14 protein-coding genes and 1 tRNA gene are annotated in these 16,284 nt (G+C 63.0%); 11 read left to right on the top strand and 4 right to left on the bottom strand.

Annotated elements, in window-relative coordinates; translation table 11 throughout:
* The first annotated feature begins 106 nt into the window (after window positions 1-106).
* Window positions 107-2,875, top strand: coding sequence for a [protein-PII] uridylyltransferase (locus tag DKB74_RS17810; RefSeq protein WP_109809550.1), 2,769 nt, complete (start codon window positions 107-109; stop codon window positions 2,873-2,875).
* A gap of 18 nt (window positions 2,876-2,893) precedes the next feature.
* Here DKB74_RS17810 and DKB74_RS17805 read toward each other — a convergent pair whose 3' ends face one another.
* Window positions 2,894-4,777: a cation:proton antiporter gene (locus DKB74_RS17805; RefSeq protein ID WP_109809549.1), complete on the bottom strand. Its 1,884-nt coding sequence runs from the start codon at window positions 4,775-4,777 to the stop codon at window positions 2,894-2,896.
* 92 nt (window positions 4,778-4,869) lie between these two features.
* On the opposite strand from DKB74_RS17805, the gene DKB74_RS17800 reads away from it, so the two are divergent.
* On the top strand, window positions 4,870-5,253 hold the full coding sequence (locus DKB74_RS17800) for a VOC family protein (protein ID WP_109809606.1): 384 nt from the start codon (window positions 4,870-4,872) through the stop codon (window positions 5,251-5,253).
* A 100-nt stretch (window positions 5,254-5,353) separates the two neighbouring features.
* Complete coding sequence (locus tag DKB74_RS17795) at window positions 5,354-6,358, top strand: proline iminopeptidase-family hydrolase (RefSeq protein ID WP_239987594.1); 1,005 nt, start codon at window positions 5,354-5,356, stop codon at window positions 6,356-6,358.
* A gap of 79 nt (window positions 6,359-6,437) precedes the next feature.
* Here the strand turns inward: DKB74_RS17795 and infC are convergent, their stop codons facing one another.
* Window positions 6,438-6,956 (bottom strand): translation initiation factor IF-3, encoded by a 519-nt coding sequence (gene infC, locus DKB74_RS17790; protein WP_109809548.1) that lies wholly within the window; start codon window positions 6,954-6,956, stop codon window positions 6,438-6,440.
* Window positions 6,957-7,161: 205 nt separating this feature from the next.
* On the bottom strand, window positions 7,162-9,153 hold the full coding sequence (gene thrS, locus DKB74_RS17785; RefSeq protein WP_420822424.1) for a threonine--tRNA ligase: 1,992 nt from the start codon (window positions 9,151-9,153) through the stop codon (window positions 7,162-7,164).
* Window positions 9,154-9,356: 203 nt separating this feature from the next.
* Here thrS and DKB74_RS17780 point away from each other — a divergent pair, with 203 nt between their 5' ends.
* Entirely contained in the window at window positions 9,357-10,469 is a 1,113-nt protein-coding gene (locus DKB74_RS17780) for a YjgN family protein (protein ID WP_239987593.1), read from the top strand.
* Window positions 10,470-10,474: 5 nt separating this feature from the next.
* Window positions 10,475-11,545 carry a M48 family metallopeptidase gene (locus DKB74_RS17775; RefSeq protein WP_109809545.1) on the top strand — a complete coding sequence of 357 codons (1,071 nt, stop codon included), beginning with the start codon at window positions 10,475-10,477 and terminating at the stop codon, window positions 11,543-11,545.
* Window positions 11,546-11,554: 9 nt separating this feature from the next.
* On the opposite strand, the gene DKB74_RS17770 is transcribed toward DKB74_RS17775, so the two are convergent.
* Window positions 11,555-12,382, bottom strand: coding sequence for an LD-carboxypeptidase (locus DKB74_RS17770; protein ID WP_109809604.1), 828 nt, complete (start codon window positions 12,380-12,382; stop codon window positions 11,555-11,557).
* A 171-nt stretch (window positions 12,383-12,553) separates the two neighbouring features.
* Here DKB74_RS17770 and DKB74_RS17765 point away from each other — a divergent pair, with 171 nt between their 5' ends.
* From DKB74_RS17765 to DKB74_RS18920, 6 genes are all read left to right on the top strand, one after another.
* Window positions 12,554-13,954, top strand: a complete 1,401-nt coding sequence (locus DKB74_RS17765) for a glutamate ligase domain-containing protein (protein WP_109809544.1) — start codon at window positions 12,554-12,556, stop codon at window positions 13,952-13,954.
* Between the two features lie 83 nt (window positions 13,955-14,037).
* Window positions 14,038-14,448, top strand: a complete 411-nt coding sequence (locus DKB74_RS17760; RefSeq protein WP_109809543.1) for a hypothetical protein — start codon at window positions 14,038-14,040, stop codon at window positions 14,446-14,448.
* Window positions 14,445-14,651: a helix-turn-helix transcriptional regulator gene (locus DKB74_RS17755; RefSeq protein WP_109809542.1), complete on the top strand. Its 207-nt coding sequence runs from the start codon at window positions 14,445-14,447 to the stop codon at window positions 14,649-14,651. The genes DKB74_RS17760 and DKB74_RS17755 overlap by 4 nt, the downstream gene beginning before the upstream one ends.
* The gene (locus DKB74_RS17750; RefSeq protein ID WP_109809541.1) at window positions 14,648-15,607 is read left to right on the top strand and encodes an alpha/beta fold hydrolase; all 960 of its coding nucleotides are present in this window, start codon (window positions 14,648-14,650) and stop codon (window positions 15,605-15,607) included. The genes DKB74_RS17755 and DKB74_RS17750 overlap by 4 nt, the downstream gene beginning before the upstream one ends.
* A gap of 257 nt (window positions 15,608-15,864) precedes the next feature.
* Window positions 15,865-15,940, top strand: a tRNA-Ala gene (locus tag DKB74_RS17745).
* Window positions 15,941-16,105: 165 nt separating this feature from the next.
* Complete coding sequence (locus tag DKB74_RS18920; protein WP_164497960.1) at window positions 16,106-16,276, top strand: hypothetical protein; 171 nt, start codon at window positions 16,106-16,108, stop codon at window positions 16,274-16,276.
* The last annotated feature ends 8 nt before the right edge of the window (window positions 16,277-16,284 follow it).

Genomic DNA, 16,284 nt, shown 5'->3' with positions numbered 1-16,284 from the left:
CGATGATGCGATGGCGGCCGACCTGTCGGACAAGCGCGGTCGGGGTTAGCGGCGGCGATGCAGACCATGGTGGTGCTTTGCCGCGCTTGGCCCTATCTCGGCTGGCATGTCTTCCCGCTTCGATTCAGTCCCCAACCGTCGCGCGATCGTCGACCGGCGGCTCGTCGCAGACGCGCTCGCGCAGCTTGAGGACGGCGATACGACCGCAATGCGCCAGGCGGCGACTGCTGTGCTGAAGGAAGCTCTGGCCGCCGGTCGCGCCGAAATCGAGCGGCGGCTGATCGAAAATCCGACGCGCGGGATCGTCACTGCGCTGGCGGGCGCGTTCCTGATCGATCAGATTCTGCGGCTGCTGTGGGATTTCACGGTCGAACGGCTCTATCCGCGCAACAACCGCACCGCGGCGGAGCGGATGACGCTGATCGCGGTCGGCGGATATGGCCGCGCCGAAATGGCGCCGCATTCGGACATCGATATCGGTTTTCTGACGCCGTGGAAGGTCACGCCTTGGGCCGAACAGGTCGTCGAATCGATGCTCTATTCGCTGTGGGACATGCAGCTGAAAGTGGGCCATTCGACACGGTCGCTCAACGACATGGTGCGACAGGCGAAGGGCGACATCACGATCCGCACCGCGCTGCTCGAAGCGCGCTATGTGTGGGGCGATACCGATGTCTATGACGAGGCGGCGCGCCGGTTCAGCGCGGAGGTGCAGGATGGCACCGCGCGCACGTTCATTGCCGAAAAGCTCGCCGAACGCGATGCGCGGCACAAGAAGATGGGCGACAGCCGCTATGTCGTCGAACCCAATGTGAAGGAAGGCAAGGGCGGGCTGCGCGACCTCCACACACTCTTCTGGATCGGCAAATATGCCTATGACGTGCGCGAACCGGGCCAGCTGGTCGAAGCCGGGCTGCTCACCTCGCTCGAATATCGCCAGTTTCGCCGGGCGGAGAATTTCCTGCTCGCGGTGCGATGCCATCTCCACGTGCTGGCAAAGCGCGCCGAGGACCGGCTGACCTTCGATTTCCAGCGCGAGATCGCCGACCGGATGAACTATGCCGACCGGCCGGGGAAATCGAAGGTCGAGCGGTTCATGCACTTCTATTTCCTGCAGGCGAAGAAGGTCGGCGACCTGACCGGCCTGTTCCTGGCGCATCTCGATGAGAAATATGCCGCGCGCGGGCGGCGGATGGGCCTGCCGGCGATCCGCCGCAGCCCGAAAAAGCTAAAGGGGTTCGTGCTCGATCGCGGGCGCCTGGCGCTGCCGCAGGACGATTTCTTCGTTCAGGAGCCGCGCCGGTTGCTGGAGATTTTTCAGCTCGCCGATCTGCACGGGGTCGAGATTCATCCGCTGGCGATGCGCGCGGCGGCGCGCGATGCAAAGCTGGTCGACGAATGCCGCGACGATCCCCGGGCGAACGCGCTGTTCCTCGATGTGCTGACCAGCCCGCGCCAGCCGGCCAAGGTGCTGCGCTGGATGAACGAAGCCGGCGTTTTCGGCCGGTTCATTCCCGATTTCGGCCGGGTCGTCGCGCAGATGCAGTTCGACATGTACCATCATTTCACGGTGGACGAGCACACCATCCGCGCGATCGACCTGCTCAGCCGGATCGAAAAAGGCGAGCTTTCGGAGGACCACCCGCTCGCCACCGGCATTTTCGACAATGTCGTCGCCCGCCGGTCGCTCTATGTCTCGGTGCTGCTCCACGACATTGCAAAGGGGCGCGGCGGCGACCATTCGGTGCTGGGCGCCGAAGTTGCCGAACGGCTGTGCCCGCGGCTGGGAATGACCGGCGCGGAGACGGAGACGGTCGCCTGGCTGGTGCGCCACCATCTGCTGATGTCGGCAACGGCGTTCAAACGCGACCTTTCCGACTTCAAGACGATTCTCGATTTCGCGGAGATGGTGCAATCGCCGCAGCGGCTGATGATGCTGCTGATCCTGACGGTGGTCGATATCCGTGCGGTGGGGCCGGGCGTGTGGAACGGCTGGAAACGCCAGTTGCTCACCAGCCTGTATGAATCGGCCGAGGAAGTGCTGCGGCTCGGCCACAAGCAAAAGGGGCGCGGCGAGCGGATCGCGGCAAAGCAGGAGGCGCTTGCGCAGATGCTCGGCTGGGACGCCGCCCGGATGGGCGCGTTCGTCGATCGGCTTCCCGAAAGCTATTGGATCGCGGAACCCGAAGACGTGCTGGCGCGCAATGCCCGTCAGATCGAAGGGGCGGGGCAAACCGGCCTTTCCGTCGAGGCGCAGGTATATCCCGAACGTTCGGCGACGCTTGTCACAATTTATGCCGCCGACCATCCCGGCCTCTTCTATCGCATCGCCGGCGCGATCCACCTTGCCGGCGGCAACATCATCGACGCGCGCATCCACACGACGCGCGACGGCATGGCGCTCGACAATTTCCTCGTCCAGGATGCGTTCGGCCAGCCCTATGACGATCCCAGCCAGATCAACCGGCTGAAGACGGGTATTGCCGATGCGCTGGCCAATCGCGCCAAGCTGACCGAGCGGCTGCATACCAAGCCGTTGCTGCATCCGCGTGCCGAAACCTTCACGATCGAGCCCAATGTGCTGATCGACAACAAGGCGTCGAACCGGTTCACCGTGGTCGAAGTCAATGCGCGCGACCGTCCCGCGCTGCTCTATCGGCTGGCGCATGCGCTGTTTCAGGCGAAGGTGACGATCCATTCGGCGCATGTCGCCACCTATGGCGAACGTGCGGTCGACACATTTTATGTCACCGACCTGATCGGCGACCGGATCACGTCAACTTCGCGCCTGCGCATGCTCGATCGCAGGTTGCTCGACGCGGCTCAGGAAGCGGGCGAGGCGACTCCCGCTTCAGCGGGTGCTGCCGTGCTCTGATCGTTCGGCTGCGCAGGATTATGAGGACTGCTCGTCACCAGCCTTCGCTGCCGCAGCCTTGGCCGATCCTTCCTTCACGGCGGCTTCCTCGACCTTGCGTGAGGTGCGGACGGCCTGTTGCGCGGCCTGTTGCTCTGGGGGAACGAAGCTGATCACTTCATCGCCTTCCTCGACCCACGGCTTTTGCTGGGGTGAGAAGAATTCGATCGAATTGTCCTCGCGGCGCACCGCGACGGTTTCGGCGCCCTTGGCCAGCCGCTGACGATAATCGTCGAAGCTGAACTTCTCGGTGATACGGGTGCGGCCGAATTGCCAGCCTTCGCCGATCAGCCGTTGCAGTTCCTCGACTCCGCGCTGGCTGTCGAGCAGCACGCGGGCGCGCGCGCGGACCGAGCCCTGTTTGTCCTGCGGCGCGGTCTGAGTCAGTTTTTCAAAGCCCATTTCTGGCCCGAGATCGGCGCAGACCAGCGCGTTATAGGCGTCGTTGTCGGTGGCCGCGAGCAGCTGTTGATATTCGGAAAGATCGAGCCGGTCCTCGTTCACTTCCTCAAGGATATCGCCGCGCCACACGTCCAGCTCGCGGCGTCGCGCCGCGCGTAGCGCGAAGGTCGAACTGTCGGCGATCGTCACCTTATACCCCATCTGCTTCAGATAGCCGCCGAATGCGTTGGTCCAGTCGTTCGCGCCGACGATCAGCACGCCTTCGCCCTTGCCCAGATCGAGCCCGAGCTTCTGCGCCACCCAGCGCGCCGAAAAGCCATGCGCGAAGATGGTGGTGATGACGACCGCGAAGCTGAGCGGTACCAAAGCGTCGGCGCCGGGAATGCCATAATCGGTCAGGCGATAGGCAAACAGGCCGGTGATCGCGACCGCGACGATACCGCGCGGCGCGATCCAGGCGATGAACAATCGCTCTCGCCAGGGCATGTCCGATGCGGCGAGGCTGAGCATCACCGTCACGGGGCGAACGACGAACAGCAGCAACAGCAGGAAGACGATGAATTGCAGGCGGAACGCCGACAGCGTCTGCCAATCGAGCGTCGCCGACAGGATGATGAACACGCCGGAGATCAGCAGGACCGAAAGATCTTCCTTGAACCTTCGCAACCATCGGCTCGAATGCACCGGCCGGTTCGCCATGACGACGCCCATCAGGGTAACGGTGACCAGCCCGGTTTCGTGCTTCACCACATCGGCAAGCACGAATCCGCCGATCACCGTGACGAGCAGCACCGGCGCCTTCAGAAATTCGGGAACATAGCCGCGCGGAAACAGCCAGGTGATCGCAAAGCCGAGCGCCACGCCCAGCAACGCGGCGACCAGCGTCGCCGCCACCACGTCGCGCATCACATTGGTGACTGTCGCGCCCGGCCCGTCAAACGCGACATAGCCGAAGATCGCGACGGCGAGCAGCGCGCCGATCGGATCGTTGACGATCCCTTCCCATTTCAGCGTATCGGCAACGCGCGCGGGCACCCGCAGCGTGCGCAGCATCGGCCCGATCACCGTCGGCCCGGTGACGACCAATATGCCGCCGATCAGCGAGGCGAGGCCGAGCGGAAGGCCACCGCCATAATGCGCCGCCATCGTGCCGAGCAGCCAGCCGATCGGCACACCGAAAATCACCAGCCGCAGCACCGCATTGCCGGCATGGCGCAGATCCCGGAAATTGAGGCTCAGGCCGCCTTCGAACAGGATCACCGCGACGGCGAGCTTGATGATCGGTTCCTGCAGCGGGCCGAGATCGCGGTCGGGGACAATGATTCCCAACGCCGGCCCGGCGATCAGCCCGGCGATCAGCATCAGCGCAATGGCGGGACGACCGGTCCGCCACGCCACCCATTGCGCGCCGATACCGATCACGCCGATCAGCGCGAATTTGACGAGGAGCGAATCGATCATTGCTGCGCCTTGTACACGGGTTGCGTCGGGGATGGGTACGCGGCGCAATCCGGGTTAGGATGGCACGGCGTGCAGAAGGGGAGACTCACGAAATGGGCGTCCTGGGATTTGGCGGCTTCTTTTTCCGGGCGAAGGACCCGGATGCGTTGCGAACCTGGTATCGGGAACATCTGAACATCGGCGCGGGATGCGGCGATGGTCAGGGCGAAACGAACGAATGGTTCTGGAATATCCGTGGCGGCCCGGTTGTTTTCGAGCCGTTTAAAGCAGACAGCGATTATTTCGCCCCCGAAAAGGCATTCATGCTCAATTTTCGAGTCGATGACCTGGAAGGGCTGCTCGAACAGCTCAATGCGTCGGGCATCGCCATCACGACGCGCGAGGAATGGGATTCGCCCGAAACCGGCCGGTTCGCGCGCATCCACGACCCGGAGGGCAATCCGATCGAATTATGGGAGCCGCCGGCGAGCGCCTGAAGCCGTGGCGGCGCATGCGCGGCGATTTCGAAAACCGGCGGCCGAACGGCTATAGCGCCCGGCACGGGCATGATTCGAAGCGATGCGGGGAGAGTGACTGGTGAGATTTCCCATTCGGCTGTTGGCGGCACTGTCGCTCGCGCTGTCGACAATCCTTTCGGCGCCGGCATGGGCGCAGGCAGCGGCGCCCGTTTCGGCGCAACCCTATGCCGCGCCCGATCGCGAGCTGATGGTCCCGGTGGAGGGCGGACGCGTCTATGTGCGCGTCAACGGCGTGATCGGCAAAGGCGCCACCCCGGTCGTCTTCATCCATGGCGGCCCGGGCGGCACCCATGACGGCTTTGCCGCGATGCTGGGGCTGGCCGACGAGCGGCCGGTGATCCTGTACGACCAGCTCGACAGCGGCCGTTCGGACCGGCCGAACGATCCGGCGAACTGGCGCGTCGAACGTTTCGTTTCCGAACTGGAATCGATCCGGCAGGCGCTGGGCGTCGATCGCTGGCACGTCGTCGGGCATAGCTGGGGGTCGGCGATCGCGCTCGAATATGCCGCGCGCTATCCGGAGCATGTGGCTTCGAGCGTGCTGGCGGGGACCTATATCTCCACGCCGCGCTGGATTGCCGACGCCAATGCGCTGCTCACCGAATTGCCCAAGCCGGTTCAGGCGACGATCGCCGCCTGCGAAGGGACGGCGCCGCCCCCCGCATCCGATTGCGATGCCGCGACCGAAGTCTTCTATGCCCATTTCAATCGCCGCGAACCGGCCAGTCCCGAACTGATCGCCTATGTCCGCAACATCGGCGGGCATGGCTTCAATCCGGTGATCTATAACGCGATGTGGGGCCCGAGCGAGTTTCGCTCGACCGGATCGCTCAAGGATTATGACGCGGTGCCGCTGCTCGCCAGAATCGACGGCGCGCGGACGATGTTCCTGGTCGGCCAGTATGACGAGGCGCGGATCGACACGGTGCAGGATTTCGCGCGTCAGACGCCCGGATCGGAACTGGCGGTGGTGCCGGGCGCCGCGCACGGCATGATCACCGACCGCCCGATCGCGACCGAGGCGATCCTCCGCGGCTGGTTTCGCCGGCACGACGGCGAATAGAGTCGCAGCGCGCGGCAAGGCACAAAAAAGCCCCCCGATCGCAGGATCGAGGGGCTTTTTTTGAACCGTGATACGGCGCTTATTTCGGCGCCAGTACCATCAGCATCTGGCGGCCTTCCATGCGCGGATAGGATTCGACCTTCGCCTCTTCCTGTACGTCCTCCGCAACCCGCTGAAGCAATTGCATACCCAGCTGACCGTGCGAAAGCTCGCGTCCGCGGAAGCGGAGCGTCAGCTTCACCTTGTCGCCTTCACCGATGAACTTACGGACGTTTTTCATCTTCGTCTCGTAATCATGGTCATCGATGTTGGGACGCATCTTGATCTCCTTGATCTCCTGCGTCCGCTGAGTCTTGCGCGCCTGATTCGCCTTTTTCTGCGCCTCGTATTTATATTTCCCCACGTCGAGGAACTTGCACACGGGCGGATCGGCGTTCGGCGACACTTCAACCAGATCGAGACCGTATTCGGCGGCCTGCTCGATCGCCTCGCGCGTGTACATCACGCCGAGATTCTCGCCCTCATGGTCGATCACGCGAACCTTGGGCACCTGGATGAATTCGTTGTAGCGAGGGCCGTTCATCGGCGGGGGCGCCATGGGGCGCCGCATCGGGGGTCGTATAGGAAGCTCTCCTGTGGTCGTTCAAACAAACTGCGAATATGTCAGAATAACGCATTTCGGCGCCGACCGGTAGCGGTCAGCGCCACATTGTGTCGAAAAAGACGCGCGGTGCGGCGTGTTTGCCGCACCATAGGGCTCAATATCGGCATCCGGCGGCCCGCTTGCAAGCCGCCGGACAGGATCAATCGCGCAGATCGGGCGGAGTCGCTTCGCTGCGCAACATGGCGACCGCTTCGTCGATCGACATCATCCGCTGCCCCTGGCTGCCGAGCGTGCGGACGGCGACGGTGCCTTCGTCGGCCTCACGCTTGCCGACCACCAGCAGCTGCGGAACCTTCGCCAGCGAATGTTCGCGCACCTTATAGTTGATCTTTTCGTTGCGCAGATCGGTTTCGACGCGAATGCCCGCGGCCTTCAGCTTGTCGGCAACCTGATGGGCATAGTCGTCGGCATCGGACACGATCGTTGCGACCACTGCCTGAACCGGCGCGAGCCAGGTCGGCAGCTTGCCGGCAAAATGTTCGATCAGGATGCCGATGAAGCGTTCATAGGAACCGAAGATCGCGCGGTGGAGCATCACCGGGCGATGGCGCTCGCCATCTTCGCCGACATAGCTGGCGTCGAGCCGTTCGGGCAGCACGCGATCCGACTGGATCGTGCCGACCTGCCACGTCCGCCCGATCGCGTCGGTCAGGTGCCATTCGAGCTTGGGCGCATAAAAGGCGCCTTCGCCGGGCAGTTCTTCCCAGCCATATTCCTGCGTCGCCATGCCGGCACGGACAACGGCGTCGCGCAGTTCCGCCTCGGCCTTGTCCCACATTTCTTCGGTGCCGAAGCGATTTTCGGGGCGCAGCGCCAGCTTGATCGCATAGGTGAAGCCGAAATCCTTATAGACCCGGTCGGCCAGACGGCAGAAATCCTGCACTTCCGCGACGATCTGGTCCTCGCGGCAGAAGATATGGCCGTCATCCTGTGTGAACTGGCGGACGCGCATCAGCCCGTGCAGCGCGCCATGCGGCTCGTTGCGGTGGCAGCATCCATTTTCGACCAGTCGCAGCGGCAGATCGCGATACGATTTGATCCCCTGTTTGAAGATCAGGACATGCGCCGGGCAGTTCATCGGCTTGAGCGCCATCCAGTCGGCGTCCTTGGACACCATCGGGCCATCGTCTTCGATGTTCGGCGTCTCGTCGGGGATGACGAACATGTTTTCGCGATATTTGCCCCAATGGCCCGACTGTTCCCACTGGCGGGCGTCCATCACCTGCGGCGTCTTGACTTCCTTGCTGCCGGAGCCGTTCACCGCGCGGCGCATATAATCTTCCAGCTCGCGCCAGATGACATAGCCGTTGGGATGCCAGAACACGCTGCCATGCGCTTCGGCCTGCAGGTGGAACAGGTCCATTTCCTGCCCCAGCTTGCGATGGTCGCGCTTGGCCGCTTCCTCCAGCCGCATCAGATGCGCGTCGAGCTGCTTCTTGTTGAGCCAGCCGGTGCCGTAGATGCGCGTCAGCTGCGCATTCTTCTGGTCGCCGCGCCAATAGGCACCGGCGACGCGCATCAGCTTGAACGCCTGCGGGTCGAGCTTGCCGGTCGAGGCAAGGTGCGGCCCACGGCACATGTCGAGCCAGTCCTCACCCGACCAATATACCGTCAGATCTTCGCCCTCGGGCAGTTCCTTCGCCCATTCGGCCTTGAACGTCTCGCCGTCCTTTTCCCATTTGGCGATCAGGTCTTCGCGGCTCCACACCTGCCGGATCAGCGGCTTGTCGGCGCGGATGATCTCGCGCATCTTTTCCTCGATCGCGGGCAAGTCGTCCATCGAGAAGGGCGCGCGGCTGTCGGGTGCCTTCACGTCATAATAGAAACCGTCATCGGTCGCGGGACCGAAAGTGATCTGCGTGCCCGGCCACAGCGCCTGCACCGCTTCGGCAAGGACGTGCGCATAATCGTGGCGGACGAGTTCGAGCGCGTCGGCCTCGTCCCTGGCGGTGATCAGCGCGAGCTGTGCGTCGCCCTCCAGCGGGCGCATGATATCGCGCACTTCACCGTCGACACGCGCGGCGAGCGCTGCCTTGGCAAGCCCCGGCCCGATCGCCGCGGCAATGTCCGCCGGGGTAGTCCCCGGGGCTACCTCACGGACGGAACCGTCGGGCAGCGTAATGCGGAACATGTCGGACACGGGAAAGGCCTTCTCTATGGCTTGGGTTGAAAGCGCGCGGTGTATGCCCGCACCTGCGCGATATAGGAAGGGGGTAGCGCGTCGCCGAGGCATTCGAGACATCTTCGCGCGTCACCATGCCGATTAGGTATTGCGTAATGCTCGGGAAGTGGATGATGGTGCGCGCAATGCGCTGATCTATTGAAGCTCAGCACATGTTCTGGGGGGGCAGAATGCAAGATGAAGATCAGGTCGGACGCGATGGTTTCGCGTTCGAAGGAAACTGGCGTGAATATGCGCCGATCGCGTTCACCAATTTACTGCTGACTATCGTTACGCTCGGTATCTACCGGTTTTGGGCGACGACGCGGTCGCGGCGCTATTTTTGGGAGAATACGCGCTTTATCGACGATCATCTGGAATGGACCGGCAAGGGGTTCGAGCTGTTCCTCGGCTTCGTCATGGCGCTGGTGTTGATCGGCGGGCCGGTGCTGTTCCTCAATTTCGGTGTTCAGGCGTTGATCCTGCACGGCCATCCCCTGTTTGCGATGTTAACGGCGCTGTTCGCCTTCCTGCTGCTTTTCTACATGGTCGGTCTCGCACGGTTTCGCGCGGTGCGTTACCGCCTCGGGCGGACCTGGTGGCACGGCATTCGCGGCGGCAGTGAAGACAGCGGCCTGCGTTATGGTGTGTCCTATGTCTGGAAAACCTTTGTCGGCTCGTTTCTCCTGGGGCTGCTGGTTCCCTGGTCGATGATGTCGCTCTGGAACGAACGCTGGAACGCGATGAGCTTCGGGCCGCACCGCTTTGAGGCGGCGGGCGATTACAGAAATGTCTTCAAGCGCTTTTTGCTTTTTTACCTCTTTCCGATTCTGGTGCTGATCGGCAGCTTCGTTTTCGGCGCTGTCATGGTCGCGATGCAATCTGGCGCTCCGCAGGGTGAAGCGCCCGATCCTGACTCGCTTGTTTCTCAACTCGCCTTTGTTGGCATGGCGATCGGTATTTACGCGGCGCTCGGACTGATTGCGTTGGCCTATTATGCCAAGTTCTTCCGCGAAGCCGTTGACGAACTCTCGCTGGCTGATCTGAATTTCCATTTTTACGCGCGGACAAAGGATTGGGTCATGCTGATCCTGGTCGACATTCTGCTTGTTATCGGCACGCTGGGAATCGGTGCGATCTTTCTCGATTATCGCCACTGGAAATTCTTCATCACCAATCTCGGCGCAACCGGCTCGATCGATACCGACGCATTGACGCAGTCGACCACGTCGCTTGCGCGGCATGGCGAGGGACTGCTCGATGCCCTCGATGTGGGCGCGTTCTGACGCAGATGGAGGATTTCCTTCTCTGGCACTATGACGGCAAGAGCGCGACCCGCCGTTCGGTCGTCCCGCAGACGAGGGACGGCGGTTTCGTGCTCGCGGACCCGGAGAGCGACTGGATCGGAGATCCGGTCGCCTGGTCCGATCTGGTCGTGATCCGGCAACAGCGCGGGCACTCCGCCTATGGCCATCGGGATCGACCCGGCTGGCGGATCGGCTTTACGGGCGATGCGCCGCCGGAATTTGCCGCCTTGCTCCCCAAAAACGAACATTATGGAAAATGGGTCGACAAGATCGGGCTTTGGCCTGCCGTCGGCACCTTTGCGACGCTTGCCGTCGTTGCCATATTTGTCCTGTTCCAATCGCCGCAATGGCTTGCCCCGCTGGTTCCGCAGAGTTGGGAAAACAATCTGGGCGACGCCATGATCGGGGATTTCGGCAATCGCTATTGCCGCACGCCGGAAAGCGCCGCCGCGTTGCAGGCGCTGGTGCGCGAAATCGACCCCAAGGGGGAAGCGCGTCAGGTGGAGATCGCGAATATACCGATGGTCAATGCCATCACCTTGCCCGGCGGGCATATCCTGCTGTTCGACGGGCTGGTTCAGGCGGCGGACTCACCCGATGAACTGGCGGGCGTGTTGGGTCATGAGCTTGGTCATGTCCGCCACCGCGATTCGATGGCGGGGTTGCTGCGTCAGATCGGTGTTGGGCTGTTTTTGGGAGGCTTTGGCGGCGAAGCCGGCAACACGCTGAGCAACCTGGTGACGCTCAGCTATGGCCGAAAGGCAGAGGCTGCCGCCGATGGTGTGGCAATCGAACGGCTGGAGGCTGCCGATATTTCGCCGAAAGCGACGGCCGATTTTTTTGCGAAACTGGCCAGGAAAGAAGGTTCCAATGCGCGTGTGATGAGCTTTCTTTCGTCCCATCCTGTCTCGGATGATCGGCGCCGGCGCTTCGAAACCTCCGTGGTTGCCGGTCGCGCCTATCGTTCGGCGCTGACGAACGAGCAGTGGCAGGCGGTGAGAAATGCCTGCCGGGACGATCCGAACGTTGCCTCGCCGATACGCTGGGTTTCGTGAGCCTGGGCCTCACGCCACGCCGAACGGCACCACGCGATTGAGCGCGATATGGCCGATTTCTGCACGGCCAAGGAACGGGACGCCCATTTCGTCGCACCAGCGCCGGGCGATCTGTTCGGCGGTCTCGGCAAAGGGCGGGTCGTTTTCCTGAATATGCGTGACATGGCCCAGCCGGATGCCGGCAATGCCCTTCAGCTGGGTTGCGTGCGCGACAGTGAACAACATCCGGTCGATGCGATAGAGCGGCTCTGACACTTCCTCGATCATCAGCACATGGTCGGTGAGGTCGGGCAAATATGGCGTGCCGATCAGCGCGTCGAGAATCGCGAGATTGAAGGCAGCGGCCGGGCGGCCCTTGCCTTCGCCGTTGAGGCTGGGTTCGAGCGCATTGCGGTCGCCGTCGATCAGCCATGCCAGCGCCCAGCCAAGGCTTTCGCCCGGATCGTTGCTGCCCAGCGTGATCGGCATGGCCGCATGGATCGGACGCCCGATTCCGGCGGCATAGAGCGCCCCGAGCAGGAACCCCATGTCGGAAAAGCCGAGATACGCCTTGTCGCGTGCCGCCGGGCCAAGATTGGGCATCACCCGCGAAAGGATGCGGTTCGACCCATAGCCGCCGCGTGCGAACCAAATCGCGTCATATTGCGGGTCGTTGGCGACTTCCAGAAAGGCGGCGGCGCGGGCATCGTCCGATCCGGCGAAATGCCCGTCGGACAGATAGCATTGCGGGTGAAACACCACGTCATGCTGCGGATAGGTCAGCGCCATGAAGGCGGAAACGCGTGCCGCATTGGCTTCGCTGATCGGACGTCCCGGTGCCACGACGGCGATGCGCATCTTGTCCCACCCCATGTTATGAGCCGTTCGCCCTGAGCCTGTCGAAGGGCGGTCCTGCTTCCACCACCGCGTGACAGAAAAGGACGGGGCTTCGACAAGCTCAGCCCGAACGGGTCGACGGGAAGGCGCCAAGCCCTTGCTCCCCGCCTTCAGCCCGGATAGCCCGATGCGATGGAGCACAGCAAACCCTATTTCTTTGTCGGTATCGGCGGTTCGGGCATGATGCCGCTGGCGATGATCCTGAAAGGTCAGGGCGCCAGCGTCGCCGGATCGGATCGCAGCCTGGGCAAGGCGGAGCTTGCCGCGAAGTTCGATTCGCTGCGTGCGCGGGGCATCGCATTGTTCGAACAGGACGGCAGCGGAATCACCTCGGCCGATCAGATCGTCGTCGCCTCCGCCGCGGTCGAAGACAGCGTGCCCGACATGGTCGCAGCCGCCGACGTCGGCGCGCAACGGCTGAGCCGCGCGGAATTGCTCGCGTCGCTGTTCAACGCTGCGCCCAGCCGTATCGGTGTCGCCGGCACCAGCGGCAAATCGACCGTCACCGGCATGATCGGCTGGATCCTGCATTGCTGCGGCCATCATCCCACGGTGATGAATGGCGCGGTGATGAAGAATTTCGCGACTCCCGATGCTCCCTTTGCCAGCGCGCTGGTCGGGACGGGCGCGGATTTCGTGACCGAAGTCGACGAAAGCGACGGATCGATCGCGCTCTATTCGCCCAGCGTCGCGGTGCTCAACAATGTCAGCCATGACCATAAGACGATGGAAGAGCTGCGCGCGCTGTTCGGCGATTTCATCGGCAAGGCGGCCAAGGCCGTCGTCAATCTGGACAATGCGGAGGCTGCCGCGCTTGCCATGGCGCTGCCGGCGGACCGGGTGATCGGATTTGCCATCGATCGCGACGTGTCGCTTTCGGCCCGGAACATCGTCGAAGCCCCGTTCGGGGTGACCTTCGATCTGTGGGAAGGCGGCGCGTTCAGCGGGCTCGCGGTCAGGCTTGCCGTGCCGGGGCTCCACAATGTGTCGAACGCGCTTGCCGCGATCGGCGCTGCCCGCGCGATCGATGTACCGCTGGCGATGGCCGCCGAAGCGATCACCGGCTTCAGCGGGCTGCGCCGTCGTTTCGATCTGGTCGGCATCGCCAACCGGATCGCAGTGATCGACGATTTTGGCCACAACCCCGAAAAGATCGCAGCGACGCTCGATACGCTCCACGCCTTTCCCGGTCGCCTGCTGCTGATGTTTCAACCGCATGGCTTTGGTCCGCTCAAGGTGATGCGGCGCGAGCTTGTCGCCATGTTCGCCGAAAAACTCGCCGGGGACGACCTGCTCGTCCTGCCCGACCCGGTTTATCAGGGCGGGACAGTGACACGTGAAGTCACCAGCGCAGACATCATTGCCGACATCGCCGCGACCGGGGCGCATGCCATGCACATTCCCGAACGCGAAGCCGCTGCGGCGCACATCGTCGCGCAGGCGAAACCGGGCGACCGTATCGTCATCATGGGCGCGCGTGACGATACGTTGAGCCAGCTTGCGCAAAGGATGCTGGACGATTTGACAAGCTAGCGCAGCAAAATGGAAAGGGTAGTTGACACGTCGATGCGAATCGGCGTAAAGCTCACTTGTCATTTGAACAAGGGAGCTTTCCAATGCGTACTCAAGCCGCCAAGCGCTACCAGCGGCGCTTCCTTTCCTCGATGCTGGCCTATGTCGGTATCCTGTTCGCCTGTGTCTGGGCGACCAACACCTATGAGCCTACCGGCGTCCCGCTGATCATCCTGTCGGTGCTGCCGGCACTGCCGGTCATCATCGCGATGGTCGTGATGGGGCTGTATCTGATCGAGGAAACCGACGAATTCGTCCGGCAGCGGATCGTTTCGGCGATGCTGTTCGGGATCGGCGTGGTCCTCTCGGTCTCCACCGTCCTCGGCTTCCTCCAATATAACGATCTGGTGGGGAAGGTGGACGTCTTCTGGGGCTTTCCCATCTGGGCGATGTCCTGGGGCCTGTTCCAGTGCTTCCTGACCTGGCGTGACAGTCGCGTGGGGGGTGGGGAATGAACAACCGCCTCCGCGTGCTCCGCGCCGAACGCAAATGGAGCCAGCAGCATCTCGCCGAATTGCTCGAAGTATCGCGCCAGAGCGTGAATGCGATCGAGACCGGCCGATACGATCCCTCGCTGCCGCTCGCCTTCAAGATTTCCGATGTGTTCGATCTGACGATCGAAGAGATTTTTTCCAATCCTTCCAAGGAGAATGCATGATGCGTACGCATTGCCCGGCGCGTAAGCGCGACCTGTTCCTCAGCATCGGCCTGGCCGTAGCCATGCTGATCTATGCCGGCGCCACTCGCGCCGAAACCGGGCCGGCGACGGCGCCTGCCGCAGCGACAGCGATGGCAGCTCAGGACGCCGAAGTCCGGATGGATCATATTTCCATCGTCACCAGGGGCGCGCAGAGCGGCCAGACGGTGATCTTCATCCCCGGCCTGTCCTCACCCCGCGCGGTGTGGGACGGCAGCTGGGAAGCCGTGGCTCAGGACCATCCGGTCGCGCTGGTTCAGGTGAATGGTTTCGCCGGCGGTGCGCCCGGCGCCAATCTGGAACCCGGCGTGATCGACGGCATCGTCGCCGACATCGCCGCCTATATCCGCGACAATAATATCGAAAAGCCGGCAGTGATCGGCCATTCGATGGGTGGCCTTGTCGCGATGAAGCTGGCGCTGACGCATCCCGATCTGATCGGCCGGATCCTGGTGGTCGACGCCATGCCCTTTTTCGGTGTCGTGATGGGCGCACCCGACGTCGCCAGCATCGAACCGCGCGCGGCGCAGATGCGCGACATGATGATCGCGCAATATGAAACGGTGCGTGCAGCGGCGCAAACTCCGGTGACCAGCGATCCGGGCGGCAATTTGTCGATGACGCCGGAGGGACGGATCAAGGTCGCCAACTGGTCGATGCAGGCCGATACCCGTGTCGTCGCCCAGGCGCTGTATGAAGACATGACCATGGATCTTCGCGGCGAGATCGCGGCGATCACCATGCCCTTCACGGTCGTCTATGCCGCCGGAATGGGCGAGGCAGAGGCCGCGGCGGTGTGGGAACCGCAATTCGCCGGTTCGCAGGCCGAAATGATCGCGATCCCCGGCGCCTATCACTTTCTGATGCTCGACAATCGCGATGCGTTTCTGGAGGCGATGGCGAATTTCCTCGATTGATCCGCACGCAATCCGCAACGCCGCGGATCGAACGCAAGGGGGCTCGGGCACAATGTCCGGGCTCCTTTTCGTTTCTGCCGCCCATGCGGGGGCGGTTTGCCCGGCATGTCCGGGAAATGTATCGACGTTTTTGCGAGGTTTTTACGCGAGAGGCGGAGGCCGCGTCGAACAAGTGCCGATCGGCATGCGCAGAGCAGTTGCATCGCGCGTGAGACGCCGCTAAGGGGAGCGCCTTCCGGCGTCGGCCGGATCGTGGCGGGGCCGTAGCTCAGATGGGAGAGCGCTGCAATCGCACTGCAGAGGTCAGGGGTTCGATTCCCCTCGGCTCCACCAGAACCCCCACATTTTCATGGCCATAGTGCCGCGCCACCCGCGCGGTGGCTGTGCCGTTGCGCCCGTCCGATTCCGGGGCGCGCGTCACCCGCGTCCCGAAATTAAACGCGGGTTAACCATCTTGCGCAGTGGCCATAATCGTAAACAACGCGTTAACGTTGCGATATGACCAGTCAGCAGCTTCGCATCGCCGACGGCCGCAGGGGCCATCCGTTCCGCAGCACGATGCGGACTGCCGTCATCGAAAGACGCCGGACACGCGAGGACAGCGACGTGAAGCTGTTCCTGCTCAGCTTCACGGCCTTCTTCGTCTGCTTCTATACCTTTATCGCCTGAACCGGCGC

It is taken from the genome of Stakelama portus (genome assembly GCF_003171655.1).
Lineage (GTDB): Bacteria > Pseudomonadota > Alphaproteobacteria > Sphingomonadales > Sphingomonadaceae > Sphingomonas > Sphingomonas portus.
The sequence above is the reverse complement of the archived record's forward strand: the minus strand, read 5'-3'. Positions and strand labels throughout refer to the sequence as shown.